The sequence below is a fragment of the Microbacterium sp. SLBN-146 genome (assembly GCF_006715145.1).
In the GTDB taxonomy this organism is placed as follows: Bacteria; Actinomycetota; Actinomycetes; order Actinomycetales; family Microbacteriaceae; genus Microbacterium.
In genome coordinates this window covers 3344870-3368149 of record NZ_VFMR01000001.1, presented here as the reverse complement: position 1 = coordinate 3368149, position 23280 = coordinate 3344870, and the positions used below count along the sequence as shown (strand labels likewise).

The following is a 23280-nucleotide window of genomic DNA, read 5'->3' as shown; positions in this document are numbered from 1 at the left end:
GATGGCTCATGTCTGGCGCGGAGTCCTCCGCGAATACGCCGATCGCCTGGGTGTCACCGACGCCTCGACGGTCGTGACCCTCGGGGAGGGCGGCACGCCGCTCATCCCCGCGCCCGCTCTGTCGCGCCGCACGGGCGCCGACGTCTGGGTCAAGTACGAGGGGATGAACCCCACGGGGTCCTTCAAGGACCGCGGCATGACGGTGGCGCTCTCGCGCGCCGTCGAGCACGGCGCCAAGGCCGTCATCTGCGCATCGACGGGCAACACGTCCGCGTCGGCCGCCGCCTATGCGGCGCACGCGGGCATCACGGCGGCCGTCCTCGTCCCCGAGGGCAAGATCGCGATGGGCAAGCTCTCGCAGGCCGTCGCCCACAACGGCACGCTCATCCAGATCCGCGGGAACTTCGACGACTGCCTCGAGATCGCGCGCGAGCTGGCCGACAACTATCCCGTCCACCTCGTCAACTCGGTCAACCCCGACCGTATCGAGGGGCAGAAGACGGCGGCCTTCGAGATCGTCGAGCAGCTGGGCGACGCGCCCGACTTCCACTTCATCCCCGTCGGGAACGCAGGCAACTACACCGCCTACTCGCGTGGATACGCCGAGGAAGCGGAACGCGGGGTCTCCACGCGCGTTCCGCGCATGTTCGGATTCCAGGCCGAAGGCTCGGCGCCGCTCGTCCGCGGTGAGGTCGTCAAGCATCCCGAGACGGTGGCCTCGGCCATCCGCATCGGCAACCCGGCGTCGTGGGATCTCGCGCTCGAAGCGCGCGATGCGACCGACGGATGGTTCGGCGCGATCGACGACGCGCGCATCCTCGCTGCGCAGAAGCTGCTCGCGGGCGAGGTCGGCGTGTTCGTCGAGCCCGCATCGGCGATCAGCGTCGCGGGCCTCCTCGACCGCGCGGAGGCGGGCATCATCCCCGCCGGTTCGCGCGTCGTGCTGACCGTCACGGGACACGGGTTGAAGGACCCGCAGTGGGCCTTGCGGAACGCCGACGGGACGACCGTCGAGCCCACCGTCGTCGATGCCACGACGTCCGAAGTGGCATCCGTTCTCGACCTCGTCCGCGCGGAGGCGACCGCGTGACACCAGCTGAGCCCGCGTCGAACGCGGGATCCGATCTCGCCGACGCCGCGCGTGTCGTCGAGGGCCGCTCGGTGCTCGTGCGGGTTCCCGCCACGAGCGCCAACCTCGGACCGGGCTTCGACACGCTCGGCCTCGCGCTGAGCCTGTACGACGAACTCGTCGTCACGGCGCTCCCCGACGGCCAGTACGAGATCCTCGTCACGGGCGAAGGCGAAGCGGACGTTCCCCGCGATGCATCGAACCTCGTCGTCTCCACCGTGCGCTTCGCGTTCGAGGCGATGGGCGTGCGCCCCCCGGGGCTGCGGCTCGTCGCCCGGAATGTCATCCCTCACGGACGGGGTCTCGGATCCTCGGGCGCAGCCGTCGTCTCGGGACTCCTCGCGGCGAAGGGGCTCCTGGAGGGCATCGTCGAGATCGACGACGACGCGCTCCTGCGCCTCGCCACCGAACTGGAGGGCCACCCGGACAACGTCGCACCTGCCCTCTTCGGTGGGCTCACGATCGCCTGGATGGATGAGACCGGGCCGCAGCACAAGAAGCTCCTCGTGCATCGCGGTGTCGCTCCGCTGGTCTTCGTCCCCGAGTTCACGATGTCGACGAAGATCGCCCGGAGTCTCCAGCCGCTGCAGGTGCCGCGTGAAGACGCCGTCTTCAACGTCTCGCGTTCCGCCCTCCTCATCGCCGCGCTCACCCAGAGCCCCGAGCTTCTGCTCGCCGCGACGGGCGACCGTCTCCACCAGAACTACCGCGCTCAGGCCATGCCCGCGACCGACCTCCTGGTGCGGTCGCTGCGCGCGGCGGGCTTCGCCGCCGTCGTCTCGGGTGCGGGGCCGAGCGTGCTCGTGCTGGCAGACGGACCCGGCGCACGACTCGCCGCCGTCGAGGTCGCGTCGACCTCATCGGCCGACACTCCTTGGGAAGCGCTCATGCTGGCCGTCGACGTCAAGGGTGGTACAGTGAAGGAGTACGCGGAGGGTTCCACGTAAATCGTGAATCTGGCCTCCGTCGCAATTCTGCGAAACCACCGCACGCTTTTCGTGCCAGACCTCTGAGCATCCGCACTTCCTCCGGGACGCGCGTGAGAGCACCGAAACCGGCACGGACGGCTACACCTCTGTGCCTCCCGGCGTGCGCTCGTGCATATCCATCCGTACTCACAAGGGAGAACTCGTGGAGTCCATCTCCGAGATCCAGACCGACGCATCAACGGACGAGCGCATCGACGCGCCCGAGACCACCGAGGGTGTGACCACCACCGACACCGAGGCGTCGGAGCAGCCCGCTGAGGCCGCTGCCGCTGCCGAAGCCGCAGAACCCGCCGAGGTCGCTGCAGAGCAGGCCGAGGCGCCGGCGTCCGCGGAGCCCGTGGCCGAAGAGCCCGTGGCCGAAGAGGCGCCGCCGACCAAGCCGGTCCGCAAGCGCGCCCCGCGCCGTGCGAAGAGCACGACGACGAAGGCCGCAGAGGCTGCCGCCGCCGCCGAGGCAGCGGAAGCGCCCGCAGTCGACGCGGCTCCCGCCGAGGCAGCAGCTTCGGCCGAGGAAGCCCCCGCGTCGCCGGCCGAAGAGGCTCCCGCAGAGGCTCCCGCAACCGAGACCGCTCCTGTTGCGGACGCAGCGACCGAGGGCGAGACCCCGGCGGAGCAGGACGCCCCGGCCGCTGCAGAAGCAGCCGCGCCGACGGAGACCCCGTCCGCCGAAGCCGCGGAGGGTGCCGACGAGGCGTCGTCCGACGCGTCCGACTCCGACAGCTCGGCTTCCGGCGAGAGCGACGCGCCCGCCGAGGGCACGGGTCGCGGCCGCAGCCGCAGCCGTAGCCGCAGCCGCAACCGGAACGCCCAGGGCGGCGAGGGCAGCAGCAACGCCGGCGGCAACGCCAACAACCGCCAGGCTGCGCAGGGCGGACAGCCCGCACAGGCGCCGCAGCCCGCGGCATCCGATTCCGACGACGACTCGACGTCCGGCAACGGTCGCACGCGCCAGCGCAACAAGCGGCGCGGTCAGACGTCCGGCCCCACCGACGAGTTCGACACCGAGATCGGTGACGACGACGTCCTCATTCCGATCGCGGGCATCCTCGATGTCCTCGACAACTACGCTTTCGTGCGCACGTCGGGCTACCTGCCGGGTGCGAGCGACGTGTACGTCTCCCTCGGCCAGGTCAAGAAGTACAACCTGCGCAAGGGCGACGCCGTCGTCGGATCCATCAAGCAGCCCCGCGAGGGTGAGCAGTCGAGCCGTCAGAAGTACAACGCGCTCGTCAAGGTCGACGCCATCAACGGGCTCTCCGTCGAGGATGCCGCGACCCGTGTCGAGTTCGGTCAGCTCACGCCGCTGTACCCGCAGGATCGCCTGCGCCTCGAGACCGCGCCCGAGAAGCTGACGCAGCGCATCATCGATCTCGTCGCGCCCATCGGCAAGGGTCAGCGCGGCCTCATCGTCGCGCCCCCGAAGGCAGGCAAGACGATCGTGCTGCAGCAGATCGCGAACGCCATCGCGACCAACAACCCCGAGGTCCACCTCATGGTCGTGCTGGTCGACGAGCGTCCCGAAGAGGTCACCGACATGCAGCGCACGGTCAAGGGCGAGGTCATCGCGTCGACCTTCGACCGTCCCGCGGAAGACCACACGACCGTCGCCGAGCTCGCGATCGAGCGCGCGAAGCGCCTCGTCGAGCTGGGCCGCGACGTCGTCGTGCTGCTCGACTCGATCACGCGCCTCGGACGCGCCTACAACATCTCGGCGCCGACCTCTGGCCGCGTGCTGTCGGGTGGCGTCGACGCGTCGGCGCTCTACCCGCCCAAGCGGTTCTTCGGCGCAGCGCGCAACATCGAGAACGGCGGATCCCTCACGATCCTCGCCACGGCCCTCGTCGAGACGGGGTCCAAGATGGACGAGGTCATCTTCGAGGAGTTCAAGGGCACGGGTAACAGCGAACTCCGTCTGTCACGCCAGCTCGCCGACAAGCGCATCTTCCCCGCCGTCGACGTGAACGCCTCATCGACGCGTCGCGAGGAGATGCTCCTGTCCTCCGACGAGGTCAAGATCACGTGGAAGCTGCGTCGCGCCCTGGCGGGACTCGACACGCAGCAGGCGCTGGAAGTCGTCCTCGGCAAGCTCAAGGAGACGCAGTCCAACGTCGAGTTCCTCGTGCAGATGCAGAAGTCGATCCCGGCGCCCGCGAACGGGCACGGCGGTGGCCACAGCCACGCGAACGACAACAGCATCCGCTGACCCGGCATGTTCGAGTCGGTCAAAGGACTGATCGAGGAGCACCGCGCCGTCCAGGAGGAACTCTCCGATCCGGCGGTGCACGCCGATCCGGCGCGCGCGAAGCGCGTGAACCGGCGCTACGCCGAGCTCTCGCGCATCGTCAAGGCGTACGAGGACTGGCTCGCGGCATCCGATGATCTGGATGCCGCGCGCGAGCTCGCGCGCGAGGACGACGCGTTCGCCGAAGAGGTCCCGACGCTTGAGGAGCACCTGGCGACGGCGCAGGAGCGCCTGCGGCGTCTGCTCATCCCGCGGGATCCCGACGATGCACGCGACGTCATCATGGAGATCAAGCAGGGCGAAGGCGGCGCGGAGTCGGCGCTCTTCGCGGCGGACCTTCTGCGGATGTACATCCAGTACGCCGCCTCGAAGGGCTGGAAGACCGAGCTCCTCGAGCGCAACGAGTCGGATCTCGGCGGCTACAAGGACGTGCAGGTCGCCATCAAGGGCAGTTCGACCGACCCCGCGCAGGGCGTGTGGGCGCACTTGAAGTATGAGGGCGGTGTCCACCGCGTGCAGCGCGTTCCTGCGACCGAGTCGCAGGGCCGCATCCACACGTCCACGACAGGCGTGCTCGTGTTCCCCGAGGTCGACGAGCCCGAAGAGATCCACATCGACCCGAACGACCTGAAGATCGATGTCTTCCGGTCGTCGGGTCCGGGTGGGCAGTCGGTGAACACGACGGACTCCGCCGTGCGCATCACGCACGTCCCGACCGGGATCGTCGTGTCGATGCAGAACGAGAAGTCGCAGCTGCAGAACCGTGAGGCGGGGATGCGCGTTCTGCGCGCTCGGCTCCTCGCGAAGCAGCAGGAGGAACTGGACGCCGCGGCATCCGATGTTCGCAAGTCGCAGATCCGCGGCATGGACCGCTCGGAGCGCATCCGCACGTACAACTTCCCTGAGAACCGCATCGCGGACCACCGCACGGGATTCAAGGCCTACAACCTCGACCAGGTCATGGACGGCGCACTGGACCCCCTCGTCGAGTCGGCCATCGCCGCCGACGAGGAGGCGCGCCTCGCCGCCCTCGCCACCGACGCCTGACCCCGCACGCTTTCTTCCCTCCCTCCCCACCGACTTGTCGTATATGTCGCCTGCGCGGCGCGATTCCACGGCATTTACGACAAGTGGATGGTGCGGGACGGCGCGACGCGGCGGAGGCTGTGGAAAAGTCACTCCATGAGGGTGGCGAGCGTGGCACAGTCGCCGGGTGGACGACAACTTCGATGCGCGCGCGGCGTTCTCCGTGTCTCGGGCGAGGCTGAACGGGTTCCGTCGCGCACAGATCGACTCGCGGACGCTCGACAGACCGTTCCATGGACTCCGGGCGGCACCAATCTCGTCGTTCGACGACCGCGACCCTGCGAGAGCGATGAACGAGCTCATCACGCTGCGTGCTCGTCAGTTCAGCGCGCACATGCATGCGGGTGAGTTCTTCTCCCACGCGACGGCGGCGATTCTCTGGGGGATCCCGCTGCCGCGCCAGCGGACGTCGTCCGTTCATGTCTCGGTGTGCGCGCCGAGTCGTGCGCCGAGGGGCCGGGGCGTCACCGGGCACCAACTAAGGCCCGGCTCGTTTCAGACGACGTCGGATCCACGGTTCGCCCTCGCAGTCACAGACCCTCCTTCGACATGGGCTCTGCTCGGGGCTGTGCTGCGGCATCCCTACGATCTGATCGCGGCAGCGGATGCCATCGTCCGCGTCGATCGGCTGCCCGGCCCGTCCGGTCGGGTGCTTCACGCTGCCATGGCCACGATCGGCGATCTGGATGCCGCGGTCCCGGCGGGCCGGCGCGGGGTGAGGGCGCTGCGCGAGGCGCTCCCGCGAGTCCGCGTCGGTTCGGCGTCCAGGATGGAGACGTGGGTCCGGTTGACACTTGTCGACGGCGGGCTGCCGGAGCCTCAGCTCGACACCGACGTCTACGACGAGCGGGGACAATTCCTCGGGTGTGTCGACCTTGCCTATCCCGCGTTCCGTGTGGCCATCGAGTATGAAGGCGATCACCACCGGACGGACGCCGCGCAATGGCATCGCGACATCGTCAAACACGACGACATGGTGCGCGCGGGATGGCGCGTGATCAGGGTGACCCGCCAGCAGCTCTTCTCCACACCATCGGCGTTGGTCGCTCGTGTCGCCGAAGCGCTGCGCGTCGCCGGTTAGGCGCTCAGCATCCACTTGTCGTATATGCCGCGCAAACCCCCTCGGGGCACGACATATACGACAACTCGATAGACAAGTGAAGGGATGCCGGCAGCGGTACGCTCGGGGCGTGATCACGTTCCTCATCCGCGCGGCCATCTTCGTCGTGTCGGCGGCGCTCGGACTCATCGCGGCCGACCTCATCCTGCCGGGCTTCTACCTCCACTGGAACGACTGGTGGGGGTTCGTCCTCGCCGTCGTGATCTTCGCCGTCCTGCAGAGCGTTCTCGCGCCGTGGCTGTTCAAGATCACGCGGCGTCACGCCAATGCGCTCATCGGCGGCATCGGCCTGGTGTCGACGTTCGTCGCTCTGCTCATCGCGGTCGTCGTGCCGCGCGCGGGCATCGGCATCGATGGCCCCGTCGCCTGGATCATCGGCACGCTCATCGTGTGGCTCGTCACGGCGCTCGCGACATGGCTCCTGCCGCCTCTGTTCATCAAGAAGCGGGTCGCCGACCGTCGCTCGTGACGGATGACGAGGCATCCACGTGCGTGCTAGATGACGTACTCCGGGGCCGTGAGGATCGCCCGGGTGTCTTCGCCCGCACGACGTGAACGCGGCTTGGCGGGAACGCCCACGAGGACGCTGTCGGCGGGGGCGTCCTTCGTCACGACGGCGTTCGCCCCGACGAGCGAGTGTGCACCGATCCTGATCGGGCCGAGGATCTTCGCTCCCGCACCCACGGCGACGCCGTCTTCGAGGGTGGGGTGGCGCTTGCCGCCGTCGCGCTGACGTCCGCCGAGGGTGACACCGTGGTAAAGCATGACGTCGTCACCGATCTCTGCCGTCTCGCCGATGACGACGCCCATGCCGTGGTCGATGAAGAAGCGCCGGCCGATGATGGCACCCGGGTGGATCTCGACGCCCGTGAGCCACCGCGTCACCTGCGATCCGGCGCGCGCGGGGAAGCGCAGGCCGCGCACCCAGAGCGCGTGCCATGCGCGGTGGGCCCAGATCGCGTGCAGCCCGGGATAGAGCAGAGCGATCTCGAGCCCGCCGCGCGCCGCGGGGTCGCGCAGTCTCGCTGCGGCGATGTCTTCGCGGATCCGCGACCACGCCGACATGTCAGTCCTCGGAGAGGTTCTCGTACAGCGCTGTCGACAGGTAGCGCTCCCCGAACGAGGGGATGATGACGACGATGGTCTTTCCCGCAGCCTCGGGCCGCTTCGCGATCTCGAGCGCTGCCCAGATCGCCGCGCCGCTGGACATGCCCACGAGGATGCCGTCCTTCGTGGCGGTCTCGCGCGCGAGGCGGATGGCGTCGTCGAACTCGACGTCGATGACCTCGTCGAGCACGTCGCGGTCGAGCACGGCGGGGACGAAGTTGGGTCCGATGCCCTGGATCTTGTGCGGTCCGGGGTGACCCTTCGTGAGGATGGGGGAGTCGGACGGCTCGACGCCGACGACCTTCACGCCCGGGATCCGCTCCTTGAGGACCTGACCGACGCCCGTCACGGTGCCGGCGGTGCCGATCCCGGCGACGAAGTAGTCGACCTTCCCGTCCGTGTCGCGCAGGATCTCCTCGGCGGTCGTCCGCCGGTGGATCGCCGGGTTCGCCTCGTTCTCGAACTGCCGCGCCCAGACGGCGCCGGGGGTCTCGGCGACGATGCGCTTGGCCTCGTCGACGGCGTGCGACATGCCCTTCGTCGGGTCGGTCAGGACGAGTTCGGCACCGAACGCCTTGAGGAGCGTCCGGCGCTCCTTCGACATGGACGCCGGCATCGTGAGGATGACGCGGTAGCCGCGCGCGGCGCCCACCATCGCGAGCGCGATTCCCGTGTTCCCGCTCGTGGACTCCACGATCGTGCCACCGGGGAGGAGTTCGCCGGATGCCTCGGCGGCATCGACGATCGCGATACCGAGGCGGTCCTTGACGCTCCCCGCGGGGTTGTAGAACTCCAGCTTCGCCAGGATCGTCGCGTCGACGCCCTCGGCGACGCGGTTCAGCTTGACCAGCGGCGTGTCGCCGAAAGCGGTCGTGATGTCGGGATGGATGCCGGGCATGTCGGGCCTTTCGGGGGATGAGCGAGCCGGGATCCAGCCTAGGGGAGCCACCCGACGGTCGGCCGAGTATGACGACGGCGCTAGGCTGGACGCCGCTCATGACGCCTACCGAACCGCTCTCCGCCGCTCTCCGCCGCGCCGCCGAGACACTCGCACGAGCAGGAGTGCCCGATCCCGTCGTCGACGCCGAGCTTCTCGCTGCCCACGTCCTCTCGACGGGGCGTGGGTCGATTCAGGCGGCTCTCGTACGCGGTGACGGCATCGAGCCCGCGGATGCCGCGATGTTCGACGACCTCGTCGCCCGCCGTGCGACGCGTGTTCCGCTCCAGCACCTCACGGGTACGGCGCCCTTCCGTCACCTCGAGCTGAGTGTGGGGCCGGGGGTCTTCGTGCCGCGGCCTGAGACCGAGATCGTCGCGCAGTTGGCGATCGACGCGCTGCGGGCCGCGGCATCCCCTGCTCCCATCGCCGTCGACCTCGGGACGGGGAGCGGCGCGATCGCCCTGTCGCTCGCGACAGAGGTGCCGCACGCGCAGGTGCACGCCGCGGAGAACTCGGTCGACGCCTTTCTCTGGACGAAGGAGAACTTCGCTCGGTTCGGCGCCGACAACGCGCGCCTCGCCTTCGTCGATCTGGCCGACGCGTTCCCTGAGCTCGACGGCATGGTCTCGGTCGTCGTGTCCAATCCGCCGTACGTTCCGGATGCCGCGATCCCGCGTGACCCCGAGGTGCGCTTCTTCGATCCGCCGGCCGCCCTCTACGGCGGTGCGGACGGCCTCGACGTCGTCCGTACGCTGAGCCGGGTCGGGCTCCGGCTCGCGCATCCGGGCGGGATCATCGTCATCGAGCACGGGGAGTGGCAGGGCGAACCGATCCGTGAGCTTCTCTCGGCGGACGGATGGCGCGCGGCCGCGACGCATCCCGACTTGACGATGCGCGACCGCGCGACGACGGCCATCCGGCCCTGACGCAAGGAACTGCGGGTCAGCGCCCGTAGACTGGGCCGGTCATGTCCTCCCTCTTCGACTGCCGCGACGAGTCGCAGCTGCTGCCGGGGTTGCGCGAAGCCCGTCGCGCCATCGCCCGCGGCGACCTCGTCGTCCTGCCCACCGACACCGTCTACGGCATCGCGGCCGATGCCTTCAATGCGGAAGCCGTCCAGAACCTGCTCGACACGAAGGGTCGCGGACGCCAGTCGCCGCCCCCCGTGCTGGTTCCGGGCGTCAATACGCTGCGCGCCCTCGCCGCGGAGATCCCCGAGCCTGTCGAGCGCCTCATCGAGGAGTTCTGGCCGGGGGGCCTCACGATCGTGCTGCCCGCCCAGCCATCCCTCTCGTGGGACCTGGGCGAGACTCACGGCACGGTCGCCGTCCGCATGCCGGCGAACCGCTTCGCGCTCGAGCTGCTCGAAGACACGGGTCCGCTCGCCGTCTCGAGCGCCAACCTCACGGGAATGTCCGCGTCCGTCCTCATCGACGAGGCGCAGCAGTACCTCGGCGACGCCGTCTCGGTCTATCTCGACGGCGGTCCATCCGACACCGGCATCTCGTCGACGATCGTGGATGCCACGACTCTCGTCGGCGGCGAGACCCCCATCGTCCGTGTGCTGCGGGAGGGAGCCATCACGCGCGACCAGCTGCGCGAGGTGCTCGGCGATCTCCTCGAGCCCGATCCCGGTGCAGAATCCGACCACACTGCTCAGCCCGGTGCCGATGCTGAGCCCAGTACCGATGCTGAGCCCGGTGCCGAACCAGAACCCGCAGTCGGAGGCGAGGACGCCGTGTCGTCCGACGGGCGCGCGTGAAGCAGTACATCTTCACGATCATCCTGACGGCGGCACTCACCTTCGTGCTGACGTGGGTGGTCTGGCGGTTGAGCCTGCGATACAAGCTGTATCCCGGCATCCGCGAGCGCGACGTGCACAAGAACCCGACGCCGCGGCTCGGGGGAGTCGCGATGTTCCTCGGTGTCGCGACGGCCGTCCTGCTATCAGCACCGAATCCCTTCTTCTCCCTCATCTGGGCACAGCCGGAGCGCGTCTGGGCGATCCTCGGTGCGACGCTCCTCATCGTCGTCGTGGGGGTCCTCGACGACCTGTGGGATCTGGACTGGCTCATCAAGCTCGGCGCGCAGTTCCTTGCGGCGGGGATCATCGCGTGGTTCGGGGGACTGCAGATCTACGCGCTGCCGATCGGCGGCATCACGGTCTGGTCGAGCTGGGTGAGCGTGACCCTGACGGTCTTCGCGATCGTCGTCGTCATGAACGCCGTCAACTTCATCGACGGCCTCGACGGGCTGGTGGCCGGAGTCTGCCTCATCGCCAACGTCGTCTTCTTCGCGTACTCGTACCTCTTCTCGCGTGACACGGGCGCGAGCACGTACTTCAACCTCGCGTCCTTCATCGCTGCCGTTCTGATCGGTGCGTGCATCGGGTTCCTCCCGCTCAACTGGAGTCCCGCGAAGCTCTTCATGGGAGACTCCGGCGCGCTCATGCTCGGGCTCCTCATGGCGACGTCGGCGATCGCGATCACGGGCAACATCCCGCCCGCCCTCGTGGACGACAACGACTCGTTCGGCCGCTCGCAGCTCCTCGGTGCCTTCATCCCGATCCTGCTGCCGATCGTCGTCGTCCTGCTGCCGCTTCTCGACTTCGGACTCGCGGTCATCCGCAGAGTCGGTGCGGGGAAGTCCCCGTTCTCGCCCGACCGCAAGCACCTTCACCACCGGATGCTGGACATGGGCCACTCCGATCGCGACGCCGTGCTGATCTTCTACGCGTGGACGGCGGTCGTCAGCCTCGCGTTCCTCCTGATGTACATCGGAACGCAGTCCGACTGGCCGGGGGAGTACCTCATCGGTGTCGCCTTCGGCGTCGTCGGCGTCGCGATCTGCCTCGTCCTCACCTTCCTGCCGTCGCGACGACGCGCGGCATCCGACCTGCTTCCCGCCCCACCGCACGTCCAGGAGGACGCCCGATGAGCCCCAGTCCCGTTTCCAGCACGCCGATCCTCCGAACGACACTGCTGTGGTCCGCCGGCGCGACGGCGGTGCTCGCGCTCGCCGGTGCGCTCATCGGCTACGTCGCGGCGGGCCCGGAGGGGCTCTGGAGCGCACTGGCCGGCGTCGTCCTCGCGGCGGTCTTCCTGGCGATCACGGGTCTCAGCATCCTGATCGCGAACCGCTGGTACGGCGATGACCTGTACGTCCCCGTCTTCTTCGGCATCGTCATGGGCGCCTGGATCCTCAAGTTCATCGTCTTCATCGCGGTGCTCGTGATCCTGCGCGGACAGCCCTGGATCAACCCCGTCGTCTTCTTCATCGCGATCGTGGCGGGCATCGTCGTGTCGCTCCTCATCGATGTCGTCGTCATGCTCCGGATGCGCATTCCGCACGTCAGCGACACGACGCTGCCGACCGTCGCACCCGACGACGACGCCCCTCGGCAGGGACCGGCGGACTCAGGTGGTCCTAAGGTTTGATAGGCTGAATTCTGCGCCCGCCCCGCTCGCTTGCGAGCACTTGCGGATGACGCTCATCGACCATCGTCGCAACGGTCCCCGACCAATGCCCCGAAGCTGGAGCCAGCGCTGTTTACTCAAGCTGCGACCCTGATCGCCAATGCCGCCGCCGAAGACGGGGGCGAATTCCACGCTCCCTCGATCGCGGAATTCTTCCCTGAGGCGATCTTCACGATCGGCTGGTTCGAGTTCAACCGGATCCACATGATCCAGTTGCTCGCGACGCTCGCGGTGGTCCTCATCTTCTGGCTCGGCACGCGCCGCATGAGGGTCGTGCCCGGCCGCTTCCAGAGCCTCGTCGAGATGGGCCTGGACTTCGTCCGCGTGAACATCGCGCACGACCTCCTCGGCAAGAAGGACGGCGACCGGTTCCTGCCGATCCTCACGACCATCTTCTTCATGGTCCTGTTCATGAACATCACGGGCATCATCCCCGGCTTGAACATCGCGGGAACGAGCATCATCGCCGTGCCGTTGCTTCTCGCCGTCGTGAGCTACGTCACGTTCATTTACGCAGGCCTGAAGAAGAGCCCGAAGAACTTCTTCAAGAACTCGCTCTTCCCCTCGGGCGTCCCGTGGCCCATCTACATCATCGTGACGCCGATCGAACTCATCTCGACGTTCGTCATCCGGCCTGTCACGCTGACCCTCCGACTCCTCATGAACATGATGGTCGGCCACCTCCTGCTCGTCCTGTTCTTCGCGGCGACGCAGTTCTTCCTCTTCGATCTCGGAGGCTGGTGGTCGGCTCTCGCCGCCGGAAGCCTCGCGTTCGGCTTCGCCTTCACGCTCTTCGAGATCCTGGTATCCGTTCTCCAGGCTTACGTCTTCGCCCTCCTCACCGCGGTCTACATCCAGCTCGCGGTCGCAGAAGAGCACTGATAAACGCGGGACGGCCCTGCACCCAAACCCCAGGGCCGCCCTCAACCGAAAGGAAAACCCCCGTGGACGCAACTACGGTTCTCGCCCAGGTCTCTGGCTCCATCGCGACGGTGGGCTACGGCCTCGCCGCGATCGGTCCCGCCATCGGTGTGGGCATCGTCGTCGGCAAGACGATCGAGGGCGTCGCTCGCCAGCCCGAGCTCGCCGGTCGCCTGCAGGTCCTCATGTGGATCGGTATCGCCTTCACCGAGGCGCTCGCCTTCATCGGCATCGCGACCGCCTTCATCTTCGGCTTCTGATCACTCACTCTCGACCTAAGGAGACAGGATGCTGAACGCTCTTGTCGCGTACGCCGCGGAAGAAGGGGAGTCTTACAATCCCCTCTTCCCCGCGGCGTACGACATCATCTGGTCGGCGGTCTGCTTCGTCGTCATCCTGTTCGTGTTCTGGAAGGTCGCCCTTCCGCGCATGAAGAAGTTGCTCGACGAGCGCGGTGCGGCGATCGAGGGGAACATCGCGAAGGCCGACGAGGCGCAGCGCAAGGCCGAGGCCGCGCTCGCCGAGTACACGGCCCAGCTCGCCGATGCCCGCAAGGAAGCCGGAACGATCCGCGACGCGGCTCGTGAAGACGGCAAGAAGATCATCGCCGAGGCGAAGGACGCCGCGACGGCCGAGGCCGCTCGCGTGACGGCATCCGCGCACGCGCAGATCGAGGCGGAGCGCCAGACCGCTCTCGTGTCGCTCCGCAGCGAGGTCGGATCGCTCGCACTCGACCTCGCCGGCGGCGTGATCGGTGAGCGGCTCTCCGACGACGCGAAGGCTCAGGCCGTCGTCGATCGCTTCCTCGCAGACCTCGAGGCCTCCGAAGGAGCCAAGGCGTAATGGGCAGCGCGACCACTCAGGCCCTCGCGGCGACGACGGCGGCGCTCGGCGCCGCGTCGGGTGTCGACCTCGCCGTCGCCCGCGAGCTCTTCGCCGCGGCGCGGGCCGTGGGCGACTCGTCGCAGCTGAGCGGCGCGCTCGCCGATTCCGCTGCGGCACCCGCCGCACGGCGCAAGGTCGTCTCCGATGTCTTCAGCTCGGCGTTCTCGCCGGCGACGACGTCGCTCCTGTCGACCGTCGTGGATCAGCGCTGGTCGTCGGCGTCCGATCTTGTCGAGGGCATCGAGGAGCTCGCCGTGCGGGCTGCCGCGACCGCCGAGCCGAACGCCGACGTCGAGAGCGAACTGTTCCGCTTCTCGCGGATGGTCGCCGCCAACCCGGAGCTCGAGCTTGCGCTGGGCAGCCGTCTCGGCGACTCCGCCGCGAAGGGCGCGCTCGTCGAGAAGCTCCTCGCGGGCCGCACGAGCGACGCGACGACGCTCATCGCGGCGTCGCTCGTTCAGCTCTCGCGGGAGCGTCGTGTGCGTCAGGTCCTCGGACGGGCTCAGCAGCTCGTGGCTGACCAGCGCGGCCGCACCGTCGCGATGGTGACGACGGCCGTGCCGCTCAGCGACGCGCAGATCACCCGCCTCACGGCGGCGCTCTCCCAGCGCTACGGCACCGCCGTCGCGATCAACACCGTCATCGATCGGTCCGTCGTGGGAGGCCTGCGCGTGCAGATCGCCGACGACGTCATCGACGCGAGCGTGTCGTCCCGTCTGGCCGACCTCCGCCAGCGACTCGCCGGATAACAGACTTCCCACCTCGCTCCAGCAGGAGCGCGGCGGAGATTTCGGGGCCGAGGCCCCATGAACGAAGGAAGACAATGGCAGAACTGTCAATCAGCCCCGACGTCATCCGTGACGCGCTGAAGGACTTCGTCGCCGCGTACGAGCCCACGGGCGCTGCGGCGACGGAGGTCGGCACGGTCATCGACGCCGCAGACGGCATCGCACACGTCGAGGGTCTCCCCGGCGTCATGGCCAACGAGCTCGTGACCTTCGCAGACGGCACGCTCGGCCTGGCTCAGAACCTCGACGAGCACGAGATCGGTGTCGTCGTCCTCGGTGAGTTCTCCGGCATCGAGGCCGGCATGCAGGTCACCCGCACGGGCGAGGTCCTCTCGGTCCCCGTCGGCGACGGCTACCTCGGACGCGTCGTCGACCCGCTCGGCAACCCGATCGACGGACTCGGCTCGATCTCTCCCCTCGACGGTCGTCGTGCCCTCGAGCTGCAGGCGCCGGGCGTCATGCAGCGCAAGAGCGTCCACGAGCCCCTCCAGACGGGCATCAAGGCCATCGACGCCATGATCCCGGTCGGCCGCGGACAGCGTCAGCTCATCATCGGCGACCGCCAGACGGGCAAGACGGCGATCGCGATCGACACGATCATCAACCAGAAGGCCAACTGGGAGTCGGGCGACGCGACGAAGCAGGTGCGCTGCATCTACGTCGCCATCGGCCAGAAGGGCTCGACGATCGCGTCGGTCAAGGGCGCGCTCGAAGACGCCGGTGCAATGGAGTACACGACGATCGTCGCCGCTCCGGCATCCGACCCCGCCGGCTTCAAGTACCTCGCCCCCTACACGGGCTCGGCCATCGGCCAGCACTGGATGTACGACGGCAAGCACGTCCTGATCATCTTCGACGACCTGTCGAAGCAGGCCGAGGCCTACCGCGCCGTGTCGCTCCTCCTCCGTCGCCCGCCGGGCCGCGAGGCGTACCCCGGTGATGTCTTCTACCTGCACTCGCGTCTGCTCGAGCGTTGCGCGAAGCTGTCCGACGAGCTCGGCGCGGGTTCGATGACGGGTCTGCCCATCATCGAGACGAAGGCCAACGACGTCTCGGCCTACATCCCGACGAACGTGATCTCGATCACCGACGGCCAGATCTTCCTGCAGTCCGACCTCTTCAACGCCAACCAGCGTCCCGCGGTCGACGTCGGTATCTCGGTCTCGCGCGTCGGCGGTGACGCCCAGGTCAAGTCGATCAAGAAGGTGTCTGGAACGCTCAAGCTCGAGCTCGCTCAGTACCGCTCGCTCGAGGCGTTCGCGATGTTCGCGAGCGACCTGGATGCCGCGTCGCGTCGTCAGCTGGCTCGTGGCGCTCGCCTGACCGAGCTCCTCAAGCAGCCGCAGTACGACCCGTACCCCGTCGAGGCGCAGGTCGTTTCGATCTGGGCCGGTACGAACGGCAAGCTCGACACGATCGAGGTCGAGGATGTGCTCGCCTTCGAGCGCGAGCTCATCGACTACCTCCGTCGCAACACGTCGATCCTCGACACGCTCCGCGAGACGAACGTCCTCGACGACGCCACCGCTGCAGAGCTCGCGAAGAAGACCGACGAGTTCATCCTCGAGTTCCAGTCCGGCAAGGGTCAGGCGATCGGCAAGCCCGGACACGAAGAGGTCGCGGCAGCCGAGGCTGAAGACGTGAACCAGGAGAAGATCGTCAAGGGCCGCCGCTAAGGCGGTCGAGGGCACACACCATGGGCGCACAACTGCGGGTCTACAAGCAGAAGATCAGTTCTGCTCAGACGACCAAGAAGATCACGAAGGCGATGGAGCTCATCGCGGCTTCGCGAATCCAGAAGGCGATGGCGCGCGTCCGCGCCTCCTCGCCCTTTGCGCGAGCCGTGACCCGGGCCGTCTCCGCCGTGTCGACGCACTCCAACATCGACCACCCGCTCACCACGGAACGCGAGACGATCCGTCGCTCCGCGATCGTGATCTTCTCGTCCGACCGCGGACTTGCCGGCGCGTTCAACTCCCAGATCCTGCGAGAGGGACTCGAACTCGCCGAGCTCGTGCGCAGTCAGGGCAAGGAGCCGGTGTTCTACCTCGTCGGACGGAAGGCCGTCGGCTACTTCCAGTTCCGTCGCATGGAGGCCGCGGCGGAGTGGACGGGTGACACCGACACGCCGCACTTCACGACGGCCGAGGAGATCGCGGCGACGCTCATCGACGCGTACGACCGCGGCGGCGACGACGGCGGCGTCGATGAGATCAACCTCGTCTACAACCGCTTCGTCAGCATGATGACGCAGTCTCCCGAGACTGTTCGCCTGCTTCCCCTGGAGGTCGTCGAGGCCGAGGAATCGACGGGACCCGCTCAGGTGTATCCGCTCTACGAGTTCGAACCGGATGCCGGCGTCGTGCTCGATGCGCTCCTGCCTGTCTACATCCAGAGCCGTGTCTTCAACGCTCTCCTGCAGTCGTCTGCTGCGAAGCACGCTGCGACGCAGAAGGCGATGAAGTCCGCCAGCGACAACGCCGACAAGCTCATCACCGACTACACCCGCCTGCGCAACAACGCGCGCCAGGCCGAGATCACGCAGCAGATCGCCGAGATCGTCGGCGGCGCGGATGCTCTGTCATCCAGCAAATAGACCATACGAAAGAGAAGAAGCCATGAGCCTCACCGCAGAGAAGACCGCCACGTCGGTCGGCCGCGTCGCGCGCGTCACGGGCCCGGTCGTCGACATCGAGTTCCCCCACGACTCGATCCCCGAGATCTACAACGCCCTCAAGACGACGATCACGATCGAAGGCGAGTCCACCGAGATCACGCTCGAGGTCGCTCAGCACCTCGGCGACGACCTCGTCCGTGCGATCTCCCTGAAGCCCACCGACGGCATGGTCCGCGGCCAGGAAGTGCGCAACACCGGCGGCCCCATCACGGTCCCCGTCGGCGACGTCACCAAGGGCAAGGTCTTCAACGTCACGGGAGACATCCTCAACGGCGCACCGGGCGAGACCGTCGAGGTCACGGAGCGCTGGGGGATCCACCGCCAGGCGCCGAGCTTCGACCTGCTCGAGTCGAAGACCCAGATGTTCGAGACCGGCATCAAGGTCATCGACCTGCTGACCCCGTACGTGCAGGGTGGAAAGATCGGCCTCTTCGGCGGTGCAGGTGTCGGCAAGACCGTCCTCATCCAGGAGATGATCCAGCGCGTCGCGCAGGACCACGGTGGTGTCTCGGTGTTCGCCGGTGTCGGCGAGCGCACTCGTGAGGGCAACGACCTCATCCACGAGATGGAGGAAGCGGGTGTCTTCGACAAGACCGCACTCGTCTTCGGCCAGATGGACGAGCCGCCGGGAACGCGTCTTCGCGTGGCCCTGTCGGCACTGACGATGGCGGAGTACTTCCGCGACGTGCAGAAGCAGGACGTGCTCCTCTTCATCGACAACATCTTCCGCTTCACGCAGGCCGGTTCCGAGGTTTCGACGCTGCTGGGCCGCATGCCCTCTGCCGTGGGATACCAGCCGAACCTCGCCGACGAGATGGGTATCCTCCAGGAGCGCATCACCTCGACGCGCGGACACTCCATCACGTCGCTCCAGGCGATCTACGTCCCCGCCGACGACTACACCGACCCGGCTCCCGCAACGACCTTCGCGCACCTCGACGCCACGACGGAGCTTTCGCGTGAGATCGCGTCGAAGGGTCTGTACCCCGCGGTCGACCCGCTCGCCTCGACGAGTCGTATCCTCGACCCGCGCTACATCGGTGCCGACCACTACCGTGTCGCGACAGCGGTGAAGCAGATCCTGCAGAAGAACAAGGAACTCCAGGAGATCATCGCGATCCTCGGTGTCGACGAGCTCTCCGAGGAGGACAAGATCGTCGTGTCGCGTGCACGTCGCATCCAGCAGTTCCTCTCGCAGAACACCTACATGGCCAAGAAGTTCACGGGTGTCGAAGGGTCGACGGTGCCCATCAAGGAGACCATCGAATCGTTCGACGCCATCGTGAAGGGCGACTTCGACCACGTGGCCGAGCAGGCCTTCTTCAACGTCGGCGGTATCGGCGACGTTGAGGCGAAGTGGGCGCAGATCCAGAAGGAGAACGCCTGATCATGGCGCTCAAGGTGAGTCTCGTATCTGCCGATGCGGAGGTCTGGTCGGGAGAGGCGTCGATCGTCATCGCGAAGACCGTGCTCGGCGAGATCGGCTTCATGCCCGGGCACGAGCCGGTGCTCGCGATCCTGGCCGAAGGCCAGGTGCGGATCACCGAGACCTCCGGCACGAAGATCGTCGCGAATGCGCAGGACGGATTCCTCTCCATGGAGGGGAACGAACTGACGATCGTGGCCGGAAACGCCGCGCTCATCTCCTGACATCGACATATCACGAACGCCGCCCGGTCCGCCGGGCGGCGTTCGCGTTCGGGGCCTGTCCATGCTGATCCTCCTTCCTCCCTCCGAGACCAAGCGTCCGGGCGGAACCTCGGCGCCGCTCGATATCGACGGGCTCGCCTATCCGTCCCTCGCACCCGCGCGCCAGCGCGTCGTGGATGCTCTCGTGGAGCTTGCACACGACGTCGATGCCGCCGCGCGCGTCCTCAAGCTGAGTGAGCGCCAGCGCATCGAAGTGGCAGACAACGCCGCTCTCCGCTCCTCGCCCACCATGCCGGCGGTCGACCGGTACACCGGGGTCCTGTACGACGCGCTCGGCGCAGACACGCTGGACTCCTCCGCTCGCCGATGGCTCGGTCGCCATGTCGCGATCCACTCGGCGCCCCTCGGACCGGTGAGTGCTCTCGATCCTCTCCCCGCCTATCGCCTCGGCGCGTCGACGACGCTTCCAGGGCTCCAGAATCCGCGCCGGCTCTGGGCTGCTGCCGTTTCGCACGCGATCGAACAGAGCGGCGTGCGCTTCGTGCTCGATCTGCGCTCGGAGGCCTACGAGCGTCTCGGCCCCGTGCCTACCTCTGTCGCCTCGACCTACGTGCGCATCGTCACGGAGACCGACGACGGAACGGCGCGGGCCCTCAACCACTTCAATAAGCACGCCAAGGGTGCGCTCGTGCGCCGCCTCGCGATCGAACGGCCGCGCGTGACGTCGCGTCGCAGCTTCGCGGAGTGGGCTCGCTCAGCCGATATCCGTGTCGCAGACGGAGCCCCCGGCGAGCTCCAGCTCTTCGTCTGACATCAGCGCCGAGTGTTCTCCGCCGTGCGTTCGGTGTTCTCGGCGATCGCGATGAGTGCGACGACGCCCTCGATGACGAATCGCAGCGCGATGATCGCCAGCAAGGTGATGACGGGGACCAGGACGAGGGTCGCGACGATGAGCGAGATGCCGGCGCCGAGATTGAACCACAGGGCGGCGACCCCCTGCACGAGTCCGCCGACCAGATAGACGACGAACCCGATGCCGATTGCGATGAGCCCGACGAGGTAGAACACGCTCGCGAGCCGGCGCGTGATGAACGTGCGGAACGACAGGTCGAACAGGGCACGGAAGAAGCCGCGCCCTACGTCGGAAGGTTCGCCTGCGAGGCCGTTCGGCACACCCGTGTCGTCCGGGTCGGTCGCGGGGTCATACCCATCGCGGTGCGCCGTGCGGGCATCCGATGTTTCGCGAGCCACGTCGGCCGCGGGGCGCGGGGGGAGCGGGGGAGGTGTCGATATGGGCTCGCTCATGGGCGTGTCCTTCCGGGTGGCGAGGGTGCGGGGTCAGGCTATCCACTCCGGACCGCGGACGACACACGTGACATGCGGATGCCGCGAAGGCCCCGTCATCGCTAGCATGGCGTCGCGGGCCATCGTCCCGCCGGCGCGGTCTGCGCCGAACTCATGGTGGGAAGGCCGATCATGTCCGATTACGACTACGGGTACGGCGGGCTGGTAGCCCTCTACCTCGTTCTGTTGCCGATCCTGTTCATCCTCTCGATCATCGGCTACGTCATCGCGTCGTTCTTCTTGATGAAGATCTTCGAGAAGGCCGGTGTGCAGGGCAAATGGCGTGCGTGGGTCCCCGTCTACAACACGCTCGTCCTCGCAAAGCTCGGAGATCTCTCGCCGTGGGCCATGCTGATCGCGATCGGCGCGTCGGCGATCCTGGGGCAGATTCCCTTCATCGGCTGGATCTTCGGACTCGTCGCTGTCGCCGCGGGCGTCCTGGTGGGGTGGCGTGTCGGGCTCAAGCTCGGCAAGGACTGGCCGCTCCTGCTTCTCTGGCTCATCCCCGGTCTCGGCGTCTACATCTGGCTCGGCATCCTCGCTTTCACCTCGTCGCCGTGGAACCCCGCCATTCGCCCCGCGCCGTGGGCGTCGACGGTCCTGAAGGACACGACCGTTTGGCAGGGCATTCCCGTCCAGCCGGGCGCACCCGTGGGCCAGGCCGGTGGAGCCGCCGGAGCATACCCGCCTGCGGGCTACCAGCCCCCTCCCGGATACCAGCCGCCCGCGCCGCCTGCCGGGTACGCACCGCCCGCACCGCCGTCGGGGTACGCACCGCCCCCCGCCGCAGCGCCCCAGCCCCCAGTGACTCCGCCGGCTGCTCCGCCCACCGAGCCGCCGGCTGCCCCGCCGACTGAGCCGCCCGCTGCTCCCGAGCCGCCGTCGTCGGAGCCGCCACGACCCTGACATTCCACACGTCATGAGGGCCCTTCCCGAGTGGGGGAGGGCCCTCATGACGTCTATGACGCGGCGGGTAGCGTAGGGACATGGCTTCCGACATCCCTCAGCGTCGTCTCGGTCCCTCCGGCCTCCTCGTCTCGGCCGTCGGACTCGGGTGCAACAACTTCGGCCGCCCGGGCACGAAGACCGAGACGATCGACGGCACACGGGCGGTCCTCGATGCTGCTCTCGATGCCGGAGTGACGTTCCTCGATACCGCCGACATGTACGGACGCGAACCCGGACTCTCCGAAACGCTCATGGGTGAGGCGCTGGAAGGACGTCGCGATCGCTTCGTCGTCGCGACGAAGTTCGGTCACTTCGGCCGCGACATGGGCTATGTCCCCTCCGGCGCGAAGGGATCGAGGTCGTACGTGCGCAGAGCCGTCGAAGGCTCCCTGTCGCGACTGCGGACCGACTGGATCGACCTCTACCAGCTCCACACCCCAGACCCCGAGACGCCCATCGCCGAGACGCTCGACGTCCTCGCCGATCTCGTCCGGGAGGGCAAGGTGCGCTATATCGGACACTCCAACCTGGCCGGGTGGCAGATCGCGGAGGCGGATTACGTCGCGGCGGCGGGCCGAGGCATCCCATTCGTGTCGGCACAGAACCACTACAGCCTGCTGGCGCGAGCGGCGGAACGCGAAGTGCTCCCGGCGGTGGAGCGGTTCGGACTGGGCTTTCTGCCGTACTTCCCTCTGCACAACGGACTTCTCACGGGCCGCTTCTCGCGGGAGAACGCGCCGGCGGACTCGCGCATCATGCGCCAGCGTCCGCACGTGTGGGAGGAGGCCCCGTGGGATGCGCTCGAAAGCTACCAGGAGTTCTGCGCCGAGCGCGACATCACGATGCTCCAGGCGACCTTCGGATGGTTGCTGTCACGAGGCCCCGTCACGAGCGTCATCGCGGGGGCGACGAGCCCCGAGCAGGTGACGTCGAATGCCGCCGCGGCGACGGCGTGGAGCCCTTCGGCGGATGACCTGGCCGCGATCGATGCGATGTTCCCCCTGCCTGAAGACCCCGCGGCGAAGGTGTGACGCCGGAGGCAGGTGCCGACAACCCACTAGGATGTGATGACGCCCGTCGTCCGAGGGACGAACCCGGGTGAGCAGGCCGATCGGGAGGACAGGGGCTGTGCCCGACGTATCCACCGAGTCGCTCGCCGTCACGACGCCCGCCGGCGAAGTGACGCTCTCGTGGGCGGCTGTGACCCACCGCGGGCGCCGGCGCGATTCCAATCAGGATGCCGTGCTCGCCGCCTACCCGCTGTTCGTCGTCGCCGACGGCATGGGAGGGCATATCGGTGGCGAGATCGCGAGCGCGAGTGCGATCGACAGGCTCTCCTCCCTGCCGGGAAGTGCGGTGACGCCCAAGGCGATCGAGAAGGCGCTGTCGCGGGCTGTCAAGGACATCGCGTCGCACCCGCAGGCGACGGATGACGGGACCGGCACGACCGTCACGGGCGTGTATCTCGACCTCGCGGGCTCAGCGCCGCACTGGGTCACCCTCAACATCGGTGATTCGCGTGTGTATCTCCTTCGCGACGGCTCGATCGCACAGGTCACGACCGACCACTCCGTCGTGCAGGAGCTCGTCGCCGCTGGTCGGCTCAGCCCCGAGGAGGCAGAGAACCACCCCTATGGGAATGTCATCACCCGCGCTGTCGGTCCCAGCGACGGTGTCACTCCCGACTACGTTCGGCTCGACGTCATCGACGGAGACCGCTTCGTCGTGTGTTCCGACGGGCTGACGAAAGAACTCACCGACTACGGGATCCAGCACTTCCTCGCCGAGAACGCCGACCCCGCCGCCGCGGTCGAGGCGATGCTCGACGCCGCCCTCGAGAACGGGGGTCGCGACAACGTCTCGATCATCGTCCTCGATGTCGCTGCGGACTGGGCCGGCGACCTTTCCTCCCCAGACGCGCTCTGAGGCGAGTTCTCCACGACTTCGTCACGGGAGCATCCGTGTGAAGCGACTCGGT

General features: G+C 67.8%; 25 protein-coding genes. 22 read left to right on the top strand and 3 right to left on the bottom strand.

Features of this window, described 5'->3' with window-relative positions; translation table 11 throughout:
• Window position 1: 1 nt before the first annotated feature.
• The 6 genes from thrC (at window position 2) to FBY39_RS15210 (ending at window position 7035) form a co-directional block, all read left to right on the top strand.
• Entirely contained in the window at window positions 2-1090 is a 1089-nt protein-coding gene (gene thrC, locus FBY39_RS15235; protein WP_141933346.1) for a threonine synthase, read from the top strand.
• Between the two features lie 71 nt (window positions 1091-1161).
• Window positions 1162-2076 carry a homoserine kinase gene (thrB, locus tag FBY39_RS15230; protein WP_260838076.1) on the top strand — a complete coding sequence of 305 codons (915 nt, stop codon included), beginning with the start codon at window positions 1162-1164 and terminating at the stop codon, window positions 2074-2076.
• Between the two features lie 184 nt (window positions 2077-2260).
• The gene (gene rho, locus FBY39_RS15225) at window positions 2261-4321 is read left to right on the top strand and encodes a transcription termination factor Rho (RefSeq protein WP_222115695.1); all 2061 of its coding nucleotides are present in this window, start codon (window positions 2261-2263) and stop codon (window positions 4319-4321) included.
• A 6-nt stretch (window positions 4322-4327) separates the two neighbouring features.
• Window positions 4328-5407, top strand: a complete 1080-nt coding sequence (prfA, locus tag FBY39_RS15220) for a peptide chain release factor 1 (protein WP_141933340.1) — start codon at window positions 4328-4330, stop codon at window positions 5405-5407.
• A gap of 607 nt (window positions 5408-6014) precedes the next feature.
• A complete protein-coding gene (locus tag FBY39_RS15215) occupies window positions 6015-6527 on the top strand; it encodes a hypothetical protein (RefSeq protein ID WP_141933338.1) in 513 nt (170 codons plus the stop codon).
• A gap of 109 nt (window positions 6528-6636) precedes the next feature.
• Window positions 6637-7035: a phage holin family protein gene (locus FBY39_RS15210; RefSeq protein ID WP_141933336.1), complete on the top strand. Its 399-nt coding sequence runs from the start codon at window positions 6637-6639 to the stop codon at window positions 7033-7035.
• 26 nt (window positions 7036-7061) lie between these two features.
• Here FBY39_RS15210 and epsC read toward each other — a convergent pair whose 3' ends face one another.
• Together epsC and cysK are read right to left on the bottom strand one after the other, a co-directional pair.
• A complete protein-coding gene (epsC, locus tag FBY39_RS15205) occupies window positions 7062-7631 on the bottom strand; it encodes a serine O-acetyltransferase EpsC (protein WP_141933334.1) in 570 nt (189 codons plus the stop codon).
• A 1-nt stretch (window position 7632) separates the two neighbouring features.
• Window positions 7633-8571 (bottom strand): cysteine synthase A, encoded by a 939-nt coding sequence (gene cysK, locus FBY39_RS15200; RefSeq protein ID WP_141933332.1) that lies wholly within the window; start codon window positions 8569-8571, stop codon window positions 7633-7635.
• Between the two features lie 98 nt (window positions 8572-8669).
• On the opposite strand from cysK, the gene prmC reads away from it, so the two are divergent.
• The 13 genes from prmC to FBY39_RS15135 all read left to right on the top strand — a co-directional run bounded on the left by prmC (window position 8670) and on the right by FBY39_RS15135 (window position 19821).
• The gene (gene prmC / locus FBY39_RS15195) at window positions 8670-9539 is read left to right on the top strand and encodes a peptide chain release factor N(5)-glutamine methyltransferase (protein ID WP_141934271.1); all 870 of its coding nucleotides are present in this window, start codon (window positions 8670-8672) and stop codon (window positions 9537-9539) included.
• A 41-nt stretch (window positions 9540-9580) separates the two neighbouring features.
• A complete protein-coding gene (locus tag FBY39_RS15190) occupies window positions 9581-10375 on the top strand; it encodes an L-threonylcarbamoyladenylate synthase (protein ID WP_141933330.1) in 795 nt (264 codons plus the stop codon).
• Window positions 10372-11550, top strand: a complete 1179-nt coding sequence (locus tag FBY39_RS15185; RefSeq protein WP_141933328.1) for an MraY family glycosyltransferase — start codon at window positions 10372-10374, stop codon at window positions 11548-11550. Before FBY39_RS15190 ends, FBY39_RS15185 begins: the two co-directional genes overlap by 4 nt.
• A complete protein-coding gene (locus FBY39_RS15180; RefSeq protein ID WP_141933326.1) occupies window positions 11547-12050 on the top strand; it encodes a hypothetical protein in 504 nt (167 codons plus the stop codon). The genes FBY39_RS15185 and FBY39_RS15180 overlap by 4 nt, the downstream gene beginning before the upstream one ends.
• 243 nt (window positions 12051-12293) lie before the next feature.
• Window positions 12294-12971, top strand: a complete 678-nt coding sequence (gene atpB / locus FBY39_RS15175) for a F0F1 ATP synthase subunit A (protein ID WP_260838023.1) — start codon at window positions 12294-12296, stop codon at window positions 12969-12971.
• 62 nt (window positions 12972-13033) lie between these two features.
• Entirely contained in the window at window positions 13034-13270 is a 237-nt protein-coding gene (atpE, locus tag FBY39_RS15170) for an ATP synthase F0 subunit C (protein WP_141933324.1), read from the top strand.
• Window positions 13271-13298: 28 nt separating this feature from the next.
• Window positions 13299-13853, top strand: a complete 555-nt coding sequence (locus tag FBY39_RS15165; protein WP_141933322.1) for a F0F1 ATP synthase subunit B — start codon at window positions 13299-13301, stop codon at window positions 13851-13853.
• Window positions 13853-14644: a F0F1 ATP synthase subunit delta gene (locus tag FBY39_RS15160; RefSeq protein WP_141933320.1), complete on the top strand. Its 792-nt coding sequence runs from the start codon at window positions 13853-13855 to the stop codon at window positions 14642-14644. The genes FBY39_RS15165 and FBY39_RS15160 overlap by 1 nt, the downstream gene beginning before the upstream one ends.
• A gap of 74 nt (window positions 14645-14718) precedes the next feature.
• Window positions 14719-16359, top strand: coding sequence for a F0F1 ATP synthase subunit alpha (gene atpA, locus FBY39_RS15155; RefSeq protein WP_141933318.1), 1641 nt, complete (start codon window positions 14719-14721; stop codon window positions 16357-16359).
• Between the two features lie 20 nt (window positions 16360-16379).
• Window positions 16380-17279, top strand: coding sequence for a F0F1 ATP synthase subunit gamma (locus FBY39_RS15150; RefSeq protein ID WP_141933315.1), 900 nt, complete (start codon window positions 16380-16382; stop codon window positions 17277-17279).
• A 22-nt stretch (window positions 17280-17301) separates the two neighbouring features.
• Window positions 17302-18747: a F0F1 ATP synthase subunit beta gene (atpD, locus tag FBY39_RS15145; RefSeq protein WP_141933312.1), complete on the top strand. Its 1446-nt coding sequence runs from the start codon at window positions 17302-17304 to the stop codon at window positions 18745-18747.
• A gap of 2 nt (window positions 18748-18749) precedes the next feature.
• The gene (locus tag FBY39_RS15140; protein WP_141933310.1) at window positions 18750-19010 is read left to right on the top strand and encodes a F0F1 ATP synthase subunit epsilon; all 261 of its coding nucleotides are present in this window, start codon (window positions 18750-18752) and stop codon (window positions 19008-19010) included.
• A 61-nt stretch (window positions 19011-19071) separates the two neighbouring features.
• On the top strand, window positions 19072-19821 hold the full coding sequence (locus FBY39_RS15135) for a YaaA family protein (protein WP_141933308.1): 750 nt from the start codon (window positions 19072-19074) through the stop codon (window positions 19819-19821).
• Window positions 19822-19823: 2 nt separating this feature from the next.
• Here the strand turns inward: FBY39_RS15135 and FBY39_RS15130 are convergent, their stop codons facing one another.
• Window positions 19824-20315, bottom strand: coding sequence for a DUF4282 domain-containing protein (locus FBY39_RS15130; RefSeq protein WP_141933306.1), 492 nt, complete (start codon window positions 20313-20315; stop codon window positions 19824-19826).
• A 171-nt stretch (window positions 20316-20486) separates the two neighbouring features.
• On the opposite strand from FBY39_RS15130, the gene FBY39_RS15125 reads away from it, so the two are divergent.
• The 3 genes from FBY39_RS15125 to FBY39_RS15115 all read left to right on the top strand — a co-directional run bounded on the left by FBY39_RS15125 (window position 20487) and on the right by FBY39_RS15115 (window position 23228).
• Complete coding sequence (locus tag FBY39_RS15125) at window positions 20487-21260, top strand: large exoprotein (protein WP_141933303.1); 774 nt, start codon at window positions 20487-20489, stop codon at window positions 21258-21260.
• 80 nt (window positions 21261-21340) lie between these two features.
• Window positions 21341-22333: an aldo/keto reductase gene (locus FBY39_RS15120; RefSeq protein ID WP_141933301.1), complete on the top strand. Its 993-nt coding sequence runs from the start codon at window positions 21341-21343 to the stop codon at window positions 22331-22333.
• A gap of 97 nt (window positions 22334-22430) precedes the next feature.
• Window positions 22431-23228, top strand: coding sequence for a PP2C family serine/threonine-protein phosphatase (locus FBY39_RS15115; protein ID WP_141933299.1), 798 nt, complete (start codon window positions 22431-22433; stop codon window positions 23226-23228).
• Window positions 23229-23280 lie beyond the last annotated feature (52 nt).